Source organism: Klebsiella sp. P1927 (assembly GCF_018204675.1).
Classification (GTDB): domain Bacteria; phylum Pseudomonadota; class Gammaproteobacteria; order Enterobacterales; family Enterobacteriaceae; genus Klebsiella; species Klebsiella pneumoniae.
The window spans coordinates 1,524,155-1,544,255 of record NZ_CP073377.1; the positions used below are offsets into that span (position 1 = coordinate 1,524,155).

The window sequence follows — 20,101 nt, forward strand, 5'->3', positions numbered from 1 at the left end:
CGTGAGGCTTAAAGCGGCCATCGCGACAATTGGCGGCGGCAAACTAGTGTTTGCAGGGGCTAGGAACGACAATCGTTCAGTGAAACTCCCCTATATCTATCGAAGAAGAAGCTTGCTCTATTATAGATATAATTTCAGGGAAAAGGAAGCGTAAATTCTCGGCTATCTTATCAGCATTTTCTTGCTCTAACTTAGCTATCGTAAAATCCAAAAAACTGGTAACCCAGCCACTAGTTTTTGTGGTATAGGGGAGTAAGAATTTAAGCTCATTGCTTTTATATTTCTTTATTGTGGCTGTAATAGATGGGTCTATTCTTTGACAGCTTTTTTTCAGATTCATTTCTAAACTTATAAGTGTGGCAGTTTTTCCTCCAAAAAGAAGTCTAAATAGGGTTGTAATTTCTTTATTGTTTTTAAAATCTCCTTTAATGCTTTTTTTAATTAAAAAAAGAGCCCTTTTTTTAACCTTGAATACCAGCTTTTGCTCCACTGGATCTAATATACTTAAATGAGTTGAGAGAACAAAAGCCGAATTTAATATACTTATAGCTCCATCTTTAAGATTGTACGTTCTCATTAAGCCAGCAAACATTTTTTTAGGGTTTTCATTATTGACGTCTAGCTGGTTAAAAACGATATGACAAATCCATCTGTAAAAGTATTTTAAAGAATGCTCATTTATTAATGCACCCTCTATTGTAGTTGTCATATAATTAAGGTTAAATGATTTTAACAGTTTATTGAAATCCCTCACAAAATTTTCAATTTTAAATGTTTTGAAAAACAAGCCATCAACCGACATTTCCTTCTTAGACTTATCCGCTCTTATTATTTCCTTTGCGCTGTCAATTTTTTTTATTAAGGATGGATTATAAAACTTTAAACTGCCTTTTCGTATTAGTTTATTAACTAGAGAAACATCACCATCCAGACTTAATATTTCATTTTTATAGTCAAGCTTAATCACCTTGTCTATATCTTTAACAATTAAAAAAGGAATTGCTGCTTGAGAATAAGTTGGGTTTATATTTCTCAACATAACATCATCACTGGCGTATATGTCAATCCTGCCTAAATCAGGATAAATTCTAGCTAAAGAACTATTTTGGAAGACTTCCATTTCAGTGGAACCTTCTACGAAAAGAATATACTCACTGAAAAAAAGTCTAGCTTCATTATCGCTAAACATATTTATAAAACGCAAATCACTATATTGTGAGTTTAATTTAGATATCTTTGTGGAGTGTTTATTCTTTTTAGAAAAATGCAAAATCTGCTGATCTGTTGAAAAAAGTTTAATAGTTTGCTTTAAAATATTTGGTGCATGGGTGCTGAAAATTAAACAAGGATAAGGTGTTGAGTATTTTCCTGATTCCTTTTCGGGAACGCTTTTTTTATATCTATTATAAGTTGTGTGAATTGTTGTAATAAATTGCTCGCCAAGTTTTGGATGTAGTCCTATCTCGGGTTCGTCTATATATATGGTAGGTGTTATGAACTCGGTTCGTGATAACGAAATGAGCAACTTAATAATTGTTTCAATATATTTATGTGAATTTGTTCCATCAGACTGATGAAGGATATCTTCACCTGAGTTCGTGAAAATATGACCTTTCAATGCTATCTTAATATAATTAATTACTTTCTCTTTATAGGTGTATGGTTTTGTGTCAATTACATCAGTAATGCGAGTGATGTATTTTTTGTAGTCGCCATCTCTAGATGAAATATTTTCATCTAAAAATTTCAGGATTTCATCTTCGCTTATTTTCTGAAAGTTGAAGGAGTTAATGCTACTTATTATTCTCCATATGTCTTCCCAGTTGTATAAATCCATTCTACGTGTGTCTATATAAAAAAAAGGGAAGATAATTTTAATTAGGGATAAAAGTTTTTTATCTTTCGTAGACCATGATATTGAGTCATCATTTGATATTGTAAGTGTTAAGGAATATTCGCTATTTTGTTTTTTTCTTTCGGGTGCGAAAAGTGCGGTGAATTTATTTTTATTTGGTTCTTTAAAAAGAGTGTTGTATATATGTTTATGAAATCGAGAGTTATTATTAGTGCTGGTTACTATTTTCTTTATCCGGGTTGTATCATATGTAATTGTTATTATTCCAGAGGGCGTGTAATTCGAATTTAGAGTAAGAGGAATGCTCCGTTGCTCGTCTAATTTTTCATAAAAGTATTTAAATACTTTTAAAAGATTTGATTTTCCAGAGTTATTTCTACCAATAATCAAATTAAAATCTTCAAAGCTATCAATATATACGTCATCAAAGGAGAGTATGTTTTTAATCCGTATACTTTTTATTCCCATAAGTAATATACCTGCGGTATTATCATGCATATGTGTATAAGTATTAACTTAATTGATTTTTGAAAAAATAATTCAGTTAATAGGTGAATAGAACCCCCTCTGTTATAAATAAGTCTTATTAGCAAGAGAGGGAGAGATTTTACGTTGGTAATAGATATAACAACTAATTTTTATATAAGTACGCTACCGCCCATAGACCTTATTGTTAATGGCCATGAATATAATAATTAATTTTCTTATTGTACCATGTTATCGCTAATGATTTCAACCAAATTTTTAATATATATTTGATTGTATATATAACACCGATAGTATCTTTGTGTTTGTTCTACATAATTACTAAAAAAAGCAAAACTTCAAAGTGAAGAGTTTTTTATTATTATCTATAAAGGATGAACAAAACTATAAGACCATTTTGAATTTACTATAGTAAATTTTTGGGGGCTCCGTATCATTGAGGTATTATTATGGTCGAATTACGATGTTAATCCAAAAATAACTTTTAATGATGGCGGTGTATGTTTCTAATAACCAATCGCTCTATGATATTACTCCTGTTTGTCGTTAAAAGCAGGCTAACATCTTAGATATGAACTAACGCCTCTAGATCCTACCACAACCTATTTCACCACAGCGGAGCAAGGGGCTCCATGTCCAGCTATACAGAGGCAGATTTTTTCTCCTGTATGCTTTCCATTTTCCATATCAGCTTCTGGTAAATCGTGGATTGACCCCACGATAGTAGATATTTCCTGCCCTCATAACTGGACCTGTTCGAAGTCCTTCGGGATGAAATGGCTTAGATGGCTGTGGTGCCGTTCCAGGTTGTAGAAGACCTCAATGTAATCGAGTATATCAGCGCATACAGCACCAGCTCTCATAAAAATATTGGTTTTATTGCCAGCCCTTCACGTTGTGGACATAGAGGTCGATAACCGACTCTTTAACGTGTCACTGCATCCCGCTACATTACATAGATGCTTGAGACGGGCAGAATGATCTGGCCCAGAGCTTCGCCAACACTTAAAATCCAACATCTGCATTATGAGGAAAAGTGGCTCCCCATCTAATAGGCTGTAGCCCAGAGGCGGACGGACCAGCCGGTATTTTATCTGGATGAAGCCGATATCGATCTGAATCCGAAAATTGGCGTGGACTGGATGCGCAAAGGATAACAGAAGCGTATTACGACGCCGGGACAGAACCAAAAACATTATGTGGCGGTATGATGCATTCGGATATGAGGCAAGTCCATTACGTCGGTGGCGTACCGCGCCGACATGTACAGAAAGGCCTTAAACTCGACCAAAAAGATTTATCCTTAAGAAATTGTGGAAAATGGCTTATCAGTGCTATTTCATAATAAACTGCCAAGGAAAAAGAGAGAATAAGATATGCCACACGCTATTATGCCTTGGGCTCAAATTGCACCTAACTATCATCGGAATACGATATTGTTGGGTAATGGTGCAAGCATTGCTGTTTCACCGGTCCTTGACTACGGTTCTCTACTGGCTTACGCCCACAGGGCAGGTCTGCTTACACATGATATGAATCGACTCTTCCAATTTTTCAGAACATCCGATTTCGAGATGATTCTTCGGCTAGTTTGGCAGGCATCCAACGTAAACAGATCACTTCAAATACCAGACAATCGCACACATCAAGCCTACCTGAATGTCAGAAATTGTTTGATTCAGGCCGTTCGTGATATACACCCTGAATATGAGCAAGTTAGCGATAAATTGCCTAATATGTACCAGTTCCTCAAAGGGTTCGATACCGTTTTATCGTTGAATTACGACTTGTTGATCTACTGGACGATGACCTATGGATTCGACATCCAAGATGGTCATTTATTCAAGGATTGTTTCTTGTGGAACGGCATCTTCGACGATGCTTGGTGGAGATTTCGTGATACTTTTAGAGAGCGTACTAACACCTTGGTTTTCTACCCGCATGGAAGCTTGGCCCTGTGCAGAAATGTTGTGGAGCAGGAGTTCAAGATCCACAACGCTGGAGAAGGCTTGCTTGAGGCAATTCTTGAAGAGTGGCGCAGCGAGCAAGCGGTGCCGCTGTTTGTTAGCGAAGGAACGATGCAGCAGAAAGTATCTTCTATCCAGAATAGCTACTATCTGTCCACCGTGTACCGGGAGGTACTTACGTCGCAGCGACCCTCCTTAACGATACTTGGTTGGGGGCTTGGAGAACATGACCGTCATATTCTGAAGCGGATGCGCGGAACCGGCATCCAACGTGTAGCGGTTTCCGTTTATCGCTGGAATCAGGTCTATTGCAACCATGCGTATCAGGTTATTCAGGACGATCTAGGGCCTGTTCGTGTTGATTTTTTTGACAGTGAAAGTCCTGGATGTTGGGTTCATCCGGTGCAGCCAATTTTGCCCCGATTTTAGACAACTCGCGGGATTAACGTGGTTGCCTGAGCGAGGACAGCTACGGAGATTGAAACTGGGCGCGGCGAATCACAACATCGCCCAGTTTTTTTAAAGCCACCCCGTGGGCAATCTGACGTCGGGCCGGAGGTGTCAGGATACGGAAAACTGGCTAAGCCTGTCAGGGATAAGCGAATAGCAAATCTGGAGCAACCAGACCCGCGAAGGGGAGGTACATATACTATTCGATAAAAAACGCTGGATCGTCACCAAGTCATTGGTGACTTCCCATTTGTATACACATTTATTGTGCAGGGTCGGCTATAAAAGGGAACAAACCGTAACGGCCATGATGCGGATTCTTGCCAAACATAAGAGACTGCTCACGCTTCATGATTGCATCAGGCGGGTCGGTGTTCTCAACAACGATGACTTGGGTGTCCTCAGGCAGCGCTTCAAGGTACGCGTAAAACTGATCTTTAAGGTCAGTACCGGTCAAATCATATTCTGTTCCATCTGGCTCTCTGTATGCCAGCAATGGAGAATCGAGTACAACGAATCCCGTGTGTGGTGTGTGGCGCTCACGGCAGAAAGCAAGCAGCCCGAGGGTGAAAGCTGCATGCGTAATGGCGCGAAGGCCCTTACCAAAAGCACTACGCGACTTTCCAGCAATTACAAGATCTCGAGACTTGGAATCGAAGTACACATCCCCAACCTCTGGGAAGTGCCAACCAGTCAGTATGCCTTCAACAGTCTTAGCAAAACTATGGGCCACAGTGCTTGAGAGATCTGCGTTAGTAACCACCCCAGCCTTCTCGTCCTCAGTGCCCTTCTCAAGATCAGCCCGACGGCGCTCCATGTCTTGAACAGTGGCATAGAGTGCCAGCGCTTCGCGTACCTCGGCCCGCTTGTCGGCAAAGTCTGAATAGGACTTGCGAAGGGCCGAGAGCTTGGGAGCGAGGAATTCTTCAACTGACTCCGAAATCGACTCTAATTCTCGAACAACAGTGGGTATTCTGCGATCAAAGTTGGCGCCTTCGCGCTCAAGGCTTTGGACGGTAGCTACAAGTTCCGTGCGCAAAACTTCGATCTTGGCAATCTCCACACGTGCAGCCTGAACGACGGCATCAGTATCTCCATTACACCCAGTATCGGGGGGATGATGATCGGGGGCCGCTCCGCAAAGAGGACAATGCCCGGCACTCAGTACGCTAAAGAGCGTCCCGCCTTCTTCAATGGCACGTAGCCTTTCAATATCGGACAAGTAGTGTCTATCAAGCAGCCTGAATCGCTCAAGCATCGCACTTACCTCTGCACGTCGCTCTCGGCTTTCTTCCAGTTTTTTGCGTAATTCTCGTCGCTTCCCGGCAGCCTCCTGAAACTCATCTTCGGTGGTGTTTACCTGGGCCGCCTGTTGACGAAGTGAGGTGTTAATCTTCTCTAGCTGCTCCTTGAGTTCCTTAGGACTCTTTGTCAACTCCTTGAGCCGGTCACCATAGTCTTCAAGAAGCTGATCGAGAAGACGCAATTGTGCCTTGCGCGATAACTCTTCCGGCTCACTCTTATTACTGGTGGCGACCAATGCGGAGTCGTCTGCTCCGGTTAAAAGTAACTTGAATGTGGCCAAGTTCGGCGTGTTGGCGGTGGGATTGCCATCAATAAGCGGTGAGCTTTGTTGTGTGATCTCCGTCTCATCGACGATCATCAAACGCGCAATGTTGCGAAAGCTTAAACTGAGGGTTTCGTTCCGGGAATTTTTGCGAACACGCTTTCCACCAAGGCTACATAGATCCAGCAAGAATGATGAAAGGTTCGTATTGTTCTTATCGCTGTGTTTTTCGTCAAGCTGCGTATACGGAATTTCGTTTGTTGGTGGCGTCTGGTGCAAGTCTTCGTAGAGCCGAAAACCACCGCCATCTATGCTGCGCCAGAGTGTAAATGACTTCCCATCAAGGGTTTCAAGCCCCAATAGAACAAGGTCGTAGCCAACGCGCTCAGGGATATCACGCAGAGGCGGCTTTCCACCGAGCATGAAGTCGATGGCTTCGACAATGAAAGATTTTCCAGTGTTTGATGCGCCGTAAATGACATTGAGGCCAGTACCGAAGGTCACTGTAGCGGGTGGCTTTTGTGGCCCAAAAAAACCGAGAAAGCGCAAGCGTAAGCCGGGAGTTACTGTCGTCATGCATCACCTCCTAAGCTTTGCTCAATGCTCTGAAACTGTTCGACCCATTTATCGAAGAAACGGCGCATCATGGCTTTGAACTGTTCATCCGTCAGATCACCAATAGTTTCGACAAGCCATACAGCGCGATCCTTCAGGGACAGCAAATAGTTGGAAGATACTGATGACAGGAACGTTGCAGCATTTTCACCCGCGCCGTACTTGATTCCCTCGGATGTGACTTCGCGCTCAACTAGGTCACGGGTCATCATCAGAAGCAGTGATTGCTCAACTAACTTGCGGCGCACGAGCAATTCAGCAGAGCGCATTGGCGTCGGTGGGTGCAAATTGTCTGGTCCACCAATATCGCCCGTGTGAACAAGAAGGTAGTCAAAGGCCACAAGCCGCTGGAGGTCGTAGGTTTGCGGATAGGCAGCACCCAGAATCGAGACCGCACGTATACCCGCCTCAAGTGGGCTATTGAAGGTAATTGGCTTATGTTCTTGGCTCATGATCGTGTCCACCGAAGGCGCTCTTCGTTCACAAGTTGGTGGCAGATTCCGTCTCTATCCTTGGGGTTAGTACAAATGATGAGGGCGTTTGCCGTAATTTGCATGTCGCGGGCAGCCTTGGTGACAGCGCAGACCTTTTCGTAGCCGTCAGCATGGTTCCCGTCATGTGTATCAATAACGCCATCATGAATGTCATCCAGCAAAGCTTCGAACGTGCCTGGCGGGACACTATCACGTGCGAAGACGCGCAGTGACTCAGCCTCATAGAACGCCTCGCGCTGGCGACGGAAATGATCCTTGAGTTTCGGCAAGGGCAAGGCCGAAGGGTCAGTCACTATTGTTCCTGTGTGTTCGCTGTATGCGCCGAACAACTGCGTCACATAGCGGCTCTCGGTGGCGGCAACTTCTTGGGGCGGCTTTTCAGATGCAGGCCGCGTTGGTAGTCCACCACCAAAGCGCGCTGTGTGAACCGGTGTGGCTCTGTGATCGTCAACAAGCTGAAGCGCAGTCTTGGCGTCGAAGATGGTAAAATCGAATGAGTCTACATAGGCACGAAGCTTCGCGTCGAGTAACACTTCTTGTGTGCTAGTGATTGCATTTTTCACATGCTTATCCCAGTTAGCTAACAATTCCTCACGCAACTTCGTGTCATTCGAAAATAGGCGGCTAAGCGACGTACCAGCACCTCGTGGCGAAACAAAGTAGTAGCGACGAGGGACCGTATATTCACCTTTGTACGAGTACCAGATGATCTTCCCGAACTCAACCCAAACATCACTAGGCCTGATGGCATTACCGTAGTGCTTGCATTGGAAATTGTCCCAAACCCCCAGCAGGCGTTCATCACCAACGAACCCGGCGACATCAATACCCATATCACCAGCACCAGAGAAACGCAGGACGTGTTCATACTTCGTCGTGAGGCAGTAATAAGCCCATTCCTCGACGAATCCCTCCCACTCGTCTGGTGAGTAGGTCAGTAGTCTTTGCTGCGGTGGAAAAATGGGGCCGTTCGCCACCTGAGCTGCCGTAACAGCGGTTGCTGGGCTCGGCGGCTTATTGATGTCCATCCAACTCGCAGTCATAACGCACCTTGTGCTTGGCTATCGTGTGGGCAGAAATACGGGTTTTTGTGTATCTGCGCAGCCTGGACTTTCTTTGTGAAGAACTCTGAAAGGTCGTCTTGCTGCTCAAGCAGACGGACGATCTCATGAAGCGTGGATAGGACTACAACTTTGTGTTGCAGAAATTCACGTGCCGTAAGAATGGCTGGTTCTGTATAGTCACTGGCAGAAATGAAGATACCTCGAACCTCGGCACGCGACATGAGGCGAACAAGATGCTCTGAAATCTCAGGCTTACCCACCGGATTGCGATACCATTTCATTTCAACGAAATACAGAACACCACTGAGTTCAATGATCCCATCAATCTGCTCGACGATCCCTTCACCAGCCTCACCAACCAAATGAAAGGATTTACGAATGAGAACACCGTAGGCTTGAAAAAGATTGTTGAGAGCCGTCTCCAGCAATTTTCCTCTTTCCTGTGCAGTCGCAGTAGTGCCAAATAATTTATATAAACCCTGCTTGGCATTCTCGATTCTATAACTACGATCACGTTTTTCTGCTGCGATCCGCTGTGACTCAGCGAGGCGGGTTTGCCGTTCTTCTTCGCGGGCATTGTTCATGCGCGTGAAAGCGTCTTTTTGGTTGACGACTTCGCGGATACTGGCGACAAGACCTTTGGCCTTAAGTTGGTCTGCGGGCCAGCACGAATCAAAGTTCGCAAAGTCCACCACGCGCCGCAGCACCTCGCGCCGTTCACGGAGAGCGTGTTCCCCCTTCGCGTTGAGGCGTTCAAGTACCGTGCGAACCATCTGGTACTTGTTGACATCCTTTGGTGCAGCCCTCAAGTGAACTGCAATGTCAGAAGTTATGTTGTCAGGTACTCCTGCGCCCCGGAAGAAAACCAGCACATCCTGCTTAGAGCGATTGAGCAACGGCACAACATCCACCAGGAGATTGAACAGCTCCGGTGGATAGTGAAATATGATGTCTGAAGGTGCATCATTCATGCGCTACTTCCCTCCAAATACACTCATCAATGTAAGCCCTTCCGTCATAAATCTTCCCAATTCAGGCTTCGTATGCTTGTTAATCTTACAATAGTAAACAGTTAGGCCAGTAGGGAGCGATCTGATAGCCATTCCTGATTCAGTTTCGACAAACTCCAAATCGTACAGTGCCTACAAGTGCATCCAGAACTGCGAGTAATCGCTGAACCAATGAGCAAGCCGTAGTGCTTAGTCGCTGGTAATACTGCGTTTGCCGATGATGATCTGGGTGTTCCATTGGCTGGGACACCAAGTTGGCGCGCTAGCTCAATCGTTAACACACCACCAGCCTCATGCCATTGTGTGAGAACTTCATTTGGGTGACGGGCAGCTGCGGTCATATTATGCCACAAAAAGGACAGGCTATTACTCAACGGTAAGGGTTTTGAGGATGTACGTCAATCGTACATAAATTGAGTATAATCAAATACAATAAAAGTAAGCAGCGCATACAGTCGGTATTCCAAAGCGTAGGGAACATGCTGCCACGGAGAATTCAACATAGATCACAGCAAAATGGGGGCCGAAGCTCCCTGCGATCAAAATAACCCCCATTCAGCGAAGGACACCGTGGACTCACCTCCGAAGTAAAGTGAGCCAATGTACGCATGTCGACTATTCCCAATCCTTTTTTAATCTGCACCCTCATCACCTTGCCAGCATGACTGGGCTCAGAGATACCACTCGGATGATTATTTGCAAGTATCACCGCTGCAGTGTTAACCCCCAAACCATTTCACCGCTGCGAACTAAGGGGCGCTAAGTCCGGCTATGCAGGGGCATAGTTTTCCTCCTGTGTACTTTTCGTTCTTCATATCAGCTTCCGGTTAATCGTTTCCCAACACAACCCGTCCAGCAAGGGTAAATGGCACGCATGCTGCGCCCTTGCTGGACGGAACGATGCCGGGAAAGCGAACCGTCAGGCGATACGAAGACGAAAATCACACACTGACGGAGAAAAAACCATGACGATTTCCCTGCATACCCAGACTAGCGCCCCTAACATCACAGCGGCGACCAGCGTATCCCCGCTGGACCCGTCAGGCTCCTCAAAAACGAAATTTTCTAAAACCAGAGCCGACATTTATCAGACCGTTACCAACAACATCATTGCAGCACTTGAAGGCGGTGTAAAACCGTGGTCCTGCCCGTGGCAACGCGTATCCGGCATATCTGGTCTGCCATCGAATTACGCCACCGGCGTAGCCTACAGCGGTATGAACATCATGTTACTGTGGTGCAGCGCATCTAAGCAGGGTTTCAGCGATTCACGCTGGATGACCTACAAACAGGCACAGGTAGCAGGTGGACAGGTTCGCAAGGGGGAACATGGTACAACAGCTATTTTTTACACCACGCTGGAGAAGGAAAACGACGCCGGAGAAGTTGAACATATCCCGATGCTGAAAACCTTCACCGTGTTTAACGTTCAGCAAATCGACGGCCTGTCCCTGACAACTGAAACTGTCAGCCCGGAAGCAACCTTTGACCCGTTGCCGCAGGCTGAGAACCTGTTGCGGAAGAGTGGCGCAAACATCATCGAGAAAGGACAAAACGCCTTTTTCAGCCCATCAACAGATGAAGTCTGGCTACCGGAGCGCCATCTGTTTTCGGATGCGGCTAATTTCTACGCTACAGGTCTGCATGAGCTGGTTCACTGGAGTGGTGGCAAAAAACGTCTGAACCGTGAAATGAAAGGGAAGTTTGGCAGTGCGGATTATGCAGAGGAAGAACTGGTAGCAGAGCTGGGAAGTGCCTTTCTGATGGCGGATCTTGGGATTGAGGGAGAGGTACAACATGGAAGCTATATTGCTTCCTGGCTGAAAGCGCTAAAAAACGACAAGCGTTATATTTTCAAAGCGGCCAGCGCAGCCTCTAAAGCACATCGTTACCTGATGGATAAACTCTGAGACCGGAATCAGACACCGCAAGGGAATGCGGTTACATGGCTTTTAACCGGCAACGCTGCAAGGCGCAGACTGAGGCGGAACGCAGCACAGCGAGTACCGAACAGTCTGCGGCTCGCAGTGGAATAAAAAATTTCCGGCCTGGCGGTATCGCCGCCAGGCCGGTGAGGCCATCACGATGGCCTGAGTAAAAGCTTACGTATAGCTGCCTAATGACAGGTGTTTCAGTTCATCAAAGGTATAAATGCGAAACACCCTACGGTGGCGTTCTTCCAGCGGGATGTGCTGATGGTTGATGATGACATGCCTGATACTGTCAAACAGCAGTTCAAGCGCACGCTTCTTCTGTGGATCGGGCACAACATAAAAAATGTAAATCCAGTACTTGTTTGTTCGGGCCAGCAGGTGGCTGGCGATAATCGACTGGTAGCGGGCTCGGGTTTTCAGGCGGCGCTCGGTTTCAATGGCAATAACGTTACCGTCAGGCAGGGTCAGTAACCCGTCCGGGCGATGTTTTACCTGATACTGGCTGAGAAAGCTGGCACGGTCGCCGTTAATCCATCCCGAAGCACCTTTCTTCTCCAGAATAAGCCTGGCGGCCTGATTATCAAGATGGTGCTCCAGTGTCCAGCCGGTGATTTTTGATGGTTCAAACCGCGCAGGAAAGATTTTATCATTCGGGGTTAAGACCGCCGCCAGCCCGTCGCTGGTGATCCCCCATAATGAAATCTTGATTGTCCGTGATTCAAGCATATGCTTCTGGATTAACCCCATTCGCTCCATTTTTGCAAGCAGCGAATAAAGCGACTTATGATCTCGGAAGCTAAATAACTGCATCAGCGTTTTAAAATCACTGTAGGTTTCTTCTTTCAGGAAGTTCAGCAGTTGTCTTATTTTCTCGCTGTTGCGCGTCTGGCGCTCGTGATATGACGAAATCAGCATAACCACTCCTTAAAAATCCAGTGGGGAGAAGTGTTCTTCATCATCAGATTGGGACTTTGCCGGTTTTACTTCGCTTTCGTCGAAGAAAAGAGCCGGATGGGTTGTCATCACATCCGGCATGGCTGGTTTATCATCCTCGCCAAAATCCAGCATGATCTTCACCGGGGCTGCCGCTGCGGCAATATCAGGGGAAACCGAGAAGATTTTTAGCTGACGCTTTCTGACCTTTATCGGTGAAATCAAGGAGGCAGAAGGTAGCGTTTTTGTCGTAAAGATAAAGCTGACAAAATCGGGCAGGTTCAGGATCATATTGCTGTCAATAAAGAAACGTTCGGCCTGGCGGATTGTGCGCTCACTGTCGATGGTTTCTGTCAGCATATTATCCGTCTTAGCCTTGCGGAGTTCGTCATCCACCAGAATCGTGCCTGACATTCTTGCCACCCAGCCTGCCGTATCCGGATCCATAACCCGGTAAACCAGTTTGAATTTGGCATTTTCAACGACCGCACCGACAACGGCGTCACCTTTCAAATCTGCCGGGCAGTCTTTTAAATCGGCGATGGACTGGTGGTCCATAATAATGTGTACGCCTTTATCCCGCGCCGCGCCTAAACCTTCCAGCGCTGGCCTGGATAAATGGTATTTCAGTTCGGAAAGATAAACAGCAATGGGGCGGGGTACGTCTGTTACACGGTCGCGCCTTTCTGCTAACTGGTAAAGGCGAACCAGCAGCATGCGCTGGGCGGTAATAATTTTGCTGTTTCGCATGGAGCCGACTACATAACAGCAGCCGCCCTCATCAAATATGTGCTTAAGCGAAAAGCCTTCTGGTGAGTTAATGGCATTGAGTAATGCCAGTTCCTCAATCTTCCCAAAGAACGCTTTGATTTTTTCGGCAATACCCTGAACGTAATCACCGTTATAAATATCACGGAGAGTTGCCGATGGGTTATCACTGACAAATTGCGCGGCCATACGGGCGGCTTTTCGGTCATCAATACGATAGAAGTCCGATTCCTGCCCTTTTTCTGCCAGGCTGAAACCGGCAACGAACAATTCTTCCAGTTCATCTGGCGTAATATCTTCAATCAGGTTTAGCTGGTATTGCTGTTTTCGCAGGTCAATTAAGGCAAAGGGTTTTCCTGCATCCTCGCAGGCTTTGCGGTAAAGGTGTGGTGCCCATTCATCGTCTTTGGGGTCCATAACAAAAACGCCTTCACCGGCAATAATACTTTGATATAGCAATATCCCGGCAGCTACCCCTTTACCGGCTCCGGTGGTGCCAATAATATCCGCGTGCTGTTTCTGCCAGTCTTTTAACGGGAGATACATTGGTTCGTTCTCCCTGTCCATGCCAGTAAAAATGCCTTTAATCAGGTCGATATAATCCAGCGGATCATAATGCAGTGTTTCGGGCAGCAGGGACTTTACGGTGCGGACATCGGTGCGCAATTCCCGTTCAAGGGTGGTTTTTTTAACAAGGCGTTTCTTTATTTTGTCCAGTTCCGGCGTGAATATCCGGCGAAGCATAATATGAAAAATAACCCCGGTTACAGTGAATGCAATCCGTACTGACCAAGCCAGTACCGTATTATCACTGCTGGGTCTGATCTTATACAACCACTGAAAGGGTCCGATAACGACCGGAGCCAGTGTGCCGGAGAGAAAACACAGCAGGGAAAAAGCGATAATCAGCTTTTTCCATAACGGGGCTTTCTGCCGTTCATCGCTTTTCATCGACGCAAAAAACGGCATCGTCAGCCCCGCTAATAACGCCAGCACCAGTTGTTGCTGTTGCACAAAAGCGAGCAGCGCCAGCATCCCGTTCACTATCGGCGACAGTGAAGCGGCAAGCTTATTTAAAATCATGATACCTCCCTCGTCAGCTATTCACCCCATAACATCGCCCCATCAATTCGCCCCACGGTGTCGGGCGAAAAGGCGGGGCGAGCGTATGGGGTAAAGAAGGTGGCCGCTGTGCGGCCATGTGCAGGAAAGCATGCTTTCCTGCACGACACGGCGTGCGCCAGTACATGCGGGCTGGACGCCCTTATTGCCTGTCGCATGGGGGTAATGTCGCGGCTGAACGTCGCGTCAAAACCCCCGGGGTCAACGGCGGCACACCGTCGCACGCTACGCGCGACCAACCCCTTTAAGACGCGCGTTTAGCCTATTTTTTCTTCGCAAGCTCGAAAAAATGGGAACGCTGCTTTAAAGGGGTTGGTCGCGCCTAATCGGCATATTCCCCGCCGGGGCGGGAAATATAGCCTGGCTGCGACGGTGTGCGGGGCAAGCCCCCCACAAAAACCGGCACGTGGGCGTGCCTTATTGCTCGCTGGGGCGGCAAAATTTTTGCGGCTCCCCCCGGCCCGCTTCAATTCGCTGGGGCGAATGTTCGCGGGTGGACGTGGATCCTGAAAATTAGCAATTTCTCCGAAATTGAATTTTCTGTCCACGTTCCACTTCATTATTTTTCGTCTTAACAATTTCTTCGAAATTGAAGCCAAAAATAATGAAGCCTTAAAAACCCGCCGCCTGTCAGCCTGTGTGTTGCACAATACATTTTTGTTCTGTGTGATTACATCTGTTCGCGGTATATTTCAGCCCTGCACTCCCTTTCAGCTTCCAGTGCTTCACTGTAGGACGCATCATCAATTTTCGTGCCTTTGCTTTCGGCATAGCGTCGTAATTTATTTGCGTCAGCTTCATTAAGTTCTAAAAGATGATCGCGCAAAAGACCGATAAGCCTGCTTTCGTATATCTCATAATACAGCCCACAACCACTGTGGGCTTCTTTAGATAACGTGTCATATATCAGGGCTACCGATATCCTGTCCTGATTACGAGAATGTATATTTCGGATAAATAAGTCTTCTTTTTGCATGTTGCACCTTTTACAGTAAACAGGGGGTGTTATGCGGATTATTACTATCCTCTGACCTTGCCGAACTTAGATAGTATTTTATTTACTGCCTCCGGGTCTGCGCTGGGACATTCACCAAGAAATGCTTTTCTCGCATTCAACGTATGGTTAGGTAAGAAACCATGTTTATTCTTTTTGACTATATTAAAGAAAGCCTTTTCTGCTGAGCGGCATTCACTTCCACCACTATTACCCGTTGCTTTTCCGTACATGCAAAGAACAACTTCGCACGGGTCAGCGGCAAAGGAATAAATTGGGGTTCCTGCGGCCATACATAATACAGCCGCCGCGATAACGGTTTTATTCATGGTGAGTCCTTATTAGGTTGTGTTGCTTAAATTGATTAGCGAGAGAAATAAATAGTGGTTTCTCTGCACGTCAGACAATTAAAGACAGGCTGGTATTCAATAACACCTTTTGCTCCATTCTGCCGAAGCCAGTTTTTGGCATTAAAGAAATCAGTGCCGGATTGTGCAGTGACGACAATTCGTGTTGAGTGGGCGACTGCGTAAAATACGGCTGGAGTCCATATTGTATTGTATTGTAGAAACTTTGTGCGCTGATTGATGATGTCCATTTACTGTTAACTGTCGGGGAAGGGACCATAACGTTATTGTCGCTCCATTGCGGTAAACTGGTATTTAATGGGGCGGCGGCTTTATCCCAATCTACAGGAACGGGAGGCGGTGGCGATGAACATCCGGTAACTATTGCTGCCAACATGATTACTTTAATTTGTTTTATCATGCTTTCATTTCCTCAAAATACTGGTTTCGATGAATTGGACGGAAATAAATGTCATTCATACGGCGGACATTTCCGTCTAAATCAATGCTCACAATCACGTCCAGGCTATCCAGAACCTTACGTAACATAAATGTATAGGGGAGCTGGGCGCACTGTGGATTTTCATAGCAACGGGTAATAAACCCATCTATAGCTTCTTTCGCTGATCCTGCATGAATGGAGGTCATACTCCCTTCATGGCCGGAACCTGTTATTTTAAGGAAGTCCCAGGCTTCCGCACCGCGAACCTCTGTTAATAAAATGCGGTCAGGGTTCATACGGTAATTCCAGCGTAAAAGGCTCGCCGGGGTAACGATAGAACCTTTTTCATCTGATGATTCTGACGGATAAAAAAGATGGACGTAGTTTTTATGGATAAAGAACGTGATTTCCGGGTTGTCCTCAATTGTTGATATCCGAAGATGTACCGGAATATAACCTATCAACATTTTCATATAGGTAGTTTTCCCTGTACTGGTTTCCCCGGCGACCGCGAGAGTTTTACCGTACTCGACGCATTTCTCCATAAACAAAGGAATGTTTTTTGTATTGTACAATGCAATTAATTCCTCGTCGTGCGTCTCCGTTTTTTCCTCGCCTGTTACCCGGTTATAAAACCCCGCATCGATATATGACTGATGCGGGATTTGTACCTTTGATGGCTTACGGATGGTGATAGACACCGTATCGCGCTCACAGGCCGGAGGAACAATCACCTGGCACCGTTCGCCGGATTCCAGCGTGGCTGACAGCCCCGGCTTAATATCTTCGATATTGTCGCCGTGGTGTTTTGCCAGGCACCGGGCAAAGTTGTAGCAATCCTCATAGTTCAAAGGAACGGCATGTTGCTCCCACACGCCGTTGATTTTTGTGTACAGTTCACCTGGACGGTTGACGGCGATTTCCGTCAGGCCGGGAAGCTCCAGAAAGTCGCCAAAGAAACGTTGTTTATAGCGGTCGAGGGAAATATTCTTAGCGGTCATTTTTCAACCTTAGTGTATAGATGTTGGAAAAATCAATATCCTCGCCTGTGATCAGATTGATGATCTCGCCCTGATTCTTATGGAGCGTTGGGGGAATATTGATGCTGTTTTCCAGAGTGGTACGAGCCATATCTGCCATAGCCTGGCGACTGTTTTCCGTATAGTCCGTATTGCGGTCTTTTTTACCTGCGCTGTTGGATGCCCATGCGGCAATATCGGGGATCATGCCAACCATTAATGCGCCGCCGAATCGCTCCCAGAAGTGCGAATCTATCCACCCATCAACGCCAGCCTCGCCCAGCTCGCCAGCCGCGCTGGTATCAACCAACGGGATATCGAGATAAGGTGGCTGGCGGGTGCGTAGCTTCGTCGCAATGATGAATGCCCGCCCTTGCCCGTGCCTCATACCTTCTTCCGCTATGGCGCGGTAAAGTAATGATGCGGTAGTGCCTTTCTCTATCAGCTTCGTGTTGCCGCTGGCGCTCCAGATGTCAGTAGTGACCGTACAGCGAAGTTTCCCCGCCCGGTCAGATACAAAGCGGCGATCCAGTGAGCAGGGGATCGAGGTATTTTCCGGGATGTACAGGTCAGGGTTATAGGGTATGCGCCGTACTGGTGCGGGGCTTTGTCCCTGCGACGGTGCGGTGGTATTTTGCGGCTGGCCGGGAGGTGTGGCCGCGCTGCTGTCCTGTTGTCCGGTGGTTGTTGCCGATGTCAGCGTCATTTCCTGCTGCCGGGTTTTTACCTGGTTCTGTGTGGTGGCCGAACCATCACGGCGAATAAGGAAGCTGGCTTTGTTGAGTTCTGGCGGGGCAGCCGCCTGCCCTGTTCCCCCCGCGCTGCTCTGGCCGTTATCCTGTTGCTCTGGCTCTTCTTCGGCTGTATCGATGGACATACCGAGATCGTTACGCTGCCGGTAATCGGTTTTGTTCGTCTGCGGGGCTGTGTCCTGTTTCTTTTCTTCCGTAGGCTGCCACAGGATATTGCGATAAACCCAGTTACCACCCCATGCCAGGAAGATAAGCGCGACCGCGACAATGGCAAGAAAGGCGGTTGCTTTGCCCCGTTTGCGCTTTTTCAGCTTGTTAACGGCGGGTTGTACCGGGTCTTTCTCTTCGTCGTCCTGCGCGTTGAGAAGCTCTGCCTCCCTTTTTACGCGGGCTTCCCGCTCAAGCGTGGCAATATCATCCTCAGCGTGTGCCGGGGATGCCTGCGCTTCATCCGGCACAGGCACTTTGTTTTCGTCGTTCATCTGCATGTTTCCTTTTATAAAAATATAAAACTATTTTTATAGATTAATTGGATTCCGGTTTTTCCACTCTTTCCACCTGCCGGGATACGGTGGAACCATCGGCGGCGTGTACCTTGCCAAATCCGCTATTTTCCAGACCTACAACGGCATTACCGGAACGCAGTACCAGGCGTGGCGTCACCTCCTGAATCACCAGTACGGTGAAGTCGCCTTTCTTCTGGATACTGCTGTTAACCGCATGCTCTTTGCCGTTCAGCTCTTTGGTGACAGAAGGAATGGACTTAGACGGGGAGAAGCCCACGAACGTAAAGCGGCCATCGTCATAAGCAAAGTCGGGAACTATGTTGAAACTGCCTTTGCCCGGATATTTGGTGTAACTCCAGTTGCGGGGCGTCTGCGCCGAGTTCAGCGCTTTCTGGACGCTGGCCTGTTGCTGTTTCTGCTCCCACTCGCGCTGTCTGGCCGTCGCCTCCCGGCTCGCTTTGTCCCGTTCTTCGCCCGGATAGCGATAGCTCACCTGAAAAGCGGGTTGCTGTGCCGATTTATCATCGATGACGTTCAGCTCGACGTTGTACAGGCGCTTACTGGTGACAACCAGCATATTGGTATGCCAGTCCCGGCTGTTCGGGGGGATCACGACCTGCGTTGTGTTGCCATCTTCTCCGGGCGCTCCCTGCGTGAGCGCAACCGGGCGAACGTTTACCCGGTTTGCATCCGGCGTGGCTTCCCACGCCTCATCAAAGCCGGGTTTGGCGCTTATGACCGCCTCATCGTTATCAAATACCAGCGTTGTCATAAAGCCGGGTTTGGTGTTAACGACGGTGACGTTCTGAGGGTTATAGATAACCTGCTGAACACGGGAGTCATAGCGGCTTGCCTGTGGTATGGCCGCACCCCATGCCGCGCCGCACATCATCAGTGCCAGTGCGGTAAACGTTAACTTTTTCATCATTCACCTCCCCGGATTTCGCGGTCGGTCTGCCAACTGGTGACGGTAAAGCCGAAGTAGTTGATCTCGCGTTCCGCATCGCTCATGTCCTTGTCAGGGTCTGAATGGAATGTGAACCGGGCATCCCAATACTCGTTGCGGGTGCTGTTATCAGCCAGACGGCGGATAATCTTCTTGTAGCGAACAGTGGCGACTTTATCGGGGGCTGTTCCATCGGTGATCTGGTTGGACAGGATCTCCACTTTCACGGTGTGCGCACCGTTCTTATAAACCTTGTCCGGGGCGTTTTTTCCGGCGTAAAGCGCCAGATAGTCATCGTTTACCTGGGGAGCGTTGTAGACCTGTACCGTCTCGTAGTCGTCCTGCAAAGAGGGATAGACATACCGCTCACGTACTTTGACGTAGTTTGCGGCCATCGCCTTTTGATAGGCTTCTGTTGCGGTCAGGCTGGTTTTCGATGTCCGGGTAACATGTTCCACCCGTCCTGTGTGGTTATCCACGGTATACAGATCAACGTCTGTCTGTTTTAGTGGCAACATCACGACCACGGCGACGAGCGCCAGTACCGCAATCAGCAGACCCACACCGCCAACAACAAAACCGGCTTTCGTGGCGCGTTTATCCCGGTCAATCATTTGCTGCTCAAAGGTGCGGGATTCAGCAATTAATTTCTGTTCATTCATGACTGTTTAACTCCGCCATAATTTGAGATGTGTTTACGGGTTCTCCCTTACCGCTAAATGCAGATGGAAGCGTGTTCTGGGCGCAGCCAGAAAGCGCGCATAGCAAAGCCAGCGCAATCAAGCGTTTCATCAAATATTTCCTCAATTGAATTAAAAATATGAAAATAT

The 20,101-nt window shown here is 47.3% G+C and carries 17 protein-coding genes and 2 pseudogenes; 3 read left to right on the plus strand and 16 right to left on the minus strand.

Features of this window, described 5'->3' with window-relative positions; translation table 11 throughout:
• Positions 1-76: 76 nt before the first annotated feature.
• Positions 77-2,323 carry a retron Eco8 family effector endonuclease gene (locus KB892_RS07605; protein ID WP_000511710.1) on the minus strand — a complete coding sequence of 749 codons (2,247 nt, stop codon included), beginning with the start codon at positions 2,321-2,323 and terminating at the stop codon, positions 77-79.
• Between the two features lie 927 nt (positions 2,324-3,250).
• On the opposite strand from KB892_RS07605, the pseudogene KB892_RS31645 reads away from it, so the two are divergent.
• Together KB892_RS31645 and KB892_RS07610 are read left to right on the plus strand one after the other, a co-directional pair.
• Positions 3,251-3,590: pseudogene (locus KB892_RS31645) on the plus strand (IS630 family transposase); the annotation flags it as partial.
• Positions 3,591-3,717: 127 nt separating this feature from the next.
• Complete coding sequence (locus KB892_RS07610; protein ID WP_001119745.1) at positions 3,718-4,737, plus strand: DUF4917 family protein; 1,020 nt, start codon at positions 3,718-3,720, stop codon at positions 4,735-4,737.
• A 283-nt stretch (positions 4,738-5,020) separates the two neighbouring features.
• Here the strand turns inward: KB892_RS07610 and KB892_RS07615 are convergent, their stop codons facing one another.
• The 5 genes from KB892_RS07615 to KB892_RS07635 all read right to left on the minus strand — a co-directional run bounded on the left by KB892_RS07615 (position 5,021) and on the right by KB892_RS07635 (position 10,217).
• On the minus strand, positions 5,021-6,901 hold the full coding sequence (locus tag KB892_RS07615; RefSeq protein WP_047669463.1) for an ATP-binding protein: 1,881 nt from the start codon (positions 6,899-6,901) through the stop codon (positions 5,021-5,023).
• Positions 6,898-7,392 (minus strand): ABC-three component system middle component 2, encoded by a 495-nt coding sequence (locus KB892_RS07620; RefSeq protein ID WP_000076577.1) that lies wholly within the window; start codon positions 7,390-7,392, stop codon positions 6,898-6,900. Before KB892_RS07620 ends, KB892_RS07615 begins: the two co-directional genes overlap by 4 nt.
• On the minus strand, positions 7,389-8,477 hold the full coding sequence (locus KB892_RS07625; protein WP_000127329.1) for an ABC-three component system protein: 1,089 nt from the start codon (positions 8,475-8,477) through the stop codon (positions 7,389-7,391). Before KB892_RS07625 ends, KB892_RS07620 begins: the two co-directional genes overlap by 4 nt.
• On the minus strand, positions 8,474-9,469 hold the full coding sequence (locus tag KB892_RS07630) for a restriction endonuclease (RefSeq protein ID WP_000996055.1): 996 nt from the start codon (positions 9,467-9,469) through the stop codon (positions 8,474-8,476). Before KB892_RS07630 ends, KB892_RS07625 begins: the two co-directional genes overlap by 4 nt.
• A gap of 535 nt (positions 9,470-10,004) precedes the next feature.
• Positions 10,005-10,217 carry a JAB domain-containing protein gene (locus tag KB892_RS07635; protein ID WP_032194078.1) on the minus strand — a complete coding sequence of 71 codons (213 nt, stop codon included), beginning with the start codon at positions 10,215-10,217 and terminating at the stop codon, positions 10,005-10,007.
• A 256-nt stretch (positions 10,218-10,473) separates the two neighbouring features.
• On the opposite strand from KB892_RS07635, the gene KB892_RS07640 reads away from it, so the two are divergent.
• Entirely contained in the window at positions 10,474-11,418 is a 945-nt protein-coding gene (locus tag KB892_RS07640) for an ArdC family protein (protein WP_000155898.1), read from the plus strand.
• Positions 11,419-11,610: 192 nt separating this feature from the next.
• Here the strand turns inward: KB892_RS07640 and mobC are convergent, their stop codons facing one another.
• The 10 genes and pseudogenes from mobC to KB892_RS07690 form a co-directional block, all read right to left on the minus strand.
• Positions 11,611-12,357, minus strand: coding sequence for a MobC family replication-relaxation protein (gene mobC, locus KB892_RS07645; RefSeq protein ID WP_000909124.1), 747 nt, complete (start codon positions 12,355-12,357; stop codon positions 11,611-11,613).
• A gap of 9 nt (positions 12,358-12,366) precedes the next feature.
• The gene (locus tag KB892_RS07650; protein WP_047669465.1) at positions 12,367-14,226 is read right to left on the minus strand and encodes a type IV secretory system conjugative DNA transfer family protein; all 1,860 of its coding nucleotides are present in this window, start codon (positions 14,224-14,226) and stop codon (positions 12,367-12,369) included.
• Between the two features lie 709 nt (positions 14,227-14,935).
• Positions 14,936-15,241, minus strand: coding sequence for a hypothetical protein (locus tag KB892_RS07655; protein WP_001168332.1), 306 nt, complete (start codon positions 15,239-15,241; stop codon positions 14,936-14,938).
• Positions 15,242-15,285: 44 nt separating this feature from the next.
• A complete protein-coding gene (locus tag KB892_RS07660) occupies positions 15,286-15,588 on the minus strand; it encodes a TrbM/KikA/MpfK family conjugal transfer protein (RefSeq protein ID WP_001044654.1) in 303 nt (100 codons plus the stop codon).
• Between the two features lie 35 nt (positions 15,589-15,623).
• Positions 15,624-16,027, minus strand: a pseudogene (locus KB892_RS07665) (cag pathogenicity island Cag12 family protein).
• The gene (virB11, locus tag KB892_RS07670; protein WP_000125557.1) at positions 16,024-17,049 is read right to left on the minus strand and encodes a P-type DNA transfer ATPase VirB11; all 1,026 of its coding nucleotides are present in this window, start codon (positions 17,047-17,049) and stop codon (positions 16,024-16,026) included. Before virB11 ends, KB892_RS07665 begins: the two are co-directional and overlap by 4 nt.
• Entirely contained in the window at positions 17,039-18,301 is a 1,263-nt protein-coding gene (gene virB10, locus KB892_RS07675; RefSeq protein WP_000997456.1) for a VirB10/TraB/TrbI family type IV secretion system protein, read from the minus strand. Before virB10 ends, virB11 begins: the two co-directional genes overlap by 11 nt.
• A gap of 43 nt (positions 18,302-18,344) precedes the next feature.
• The gene (gene virB9, locus KB892_RS07680) at positions 18,345-19,253 is read right to left on the minus strand and encodes a P-type conjugative transfer protein VirB9 (protein ID WP_000976329.1); all 909 of its coding nucleotides are present in this window, start codon (positions 19,251-19,253) and stop codon (positions 18,345-18,347) included.
• Positions 19,250-19,933, minus strand: coding sequence for a VirB8 family type IV secretion system protein (locus KB892_RS07685; RefSeq protein WP_001005327.1), 684 nt, complete (start codon positions 19,931-19,933; stop codon positions 19,250-19,252). The genes virB9 and KB892_RS07685 overlap by 4 nt, the downstream gene beginning before the upstream one ends.
• The gene (locus KB892_RS07690; protein WP_000825478.1) at positions 19,926-20,063 is read right to left on the minus strand and encodes a hypothetical protein; all 138 of its coding nucleotides are present in this window, start codon (positions 20,061-20,063) and stop codon (positions 19,926-19,928) included. Before KB892_RS07690 ends, KB892_RS07685 begins: the two co-directional genes overlap by 8 nt.
• Positions 20,064-20,101: the final 38 nt, after the last annotated feature.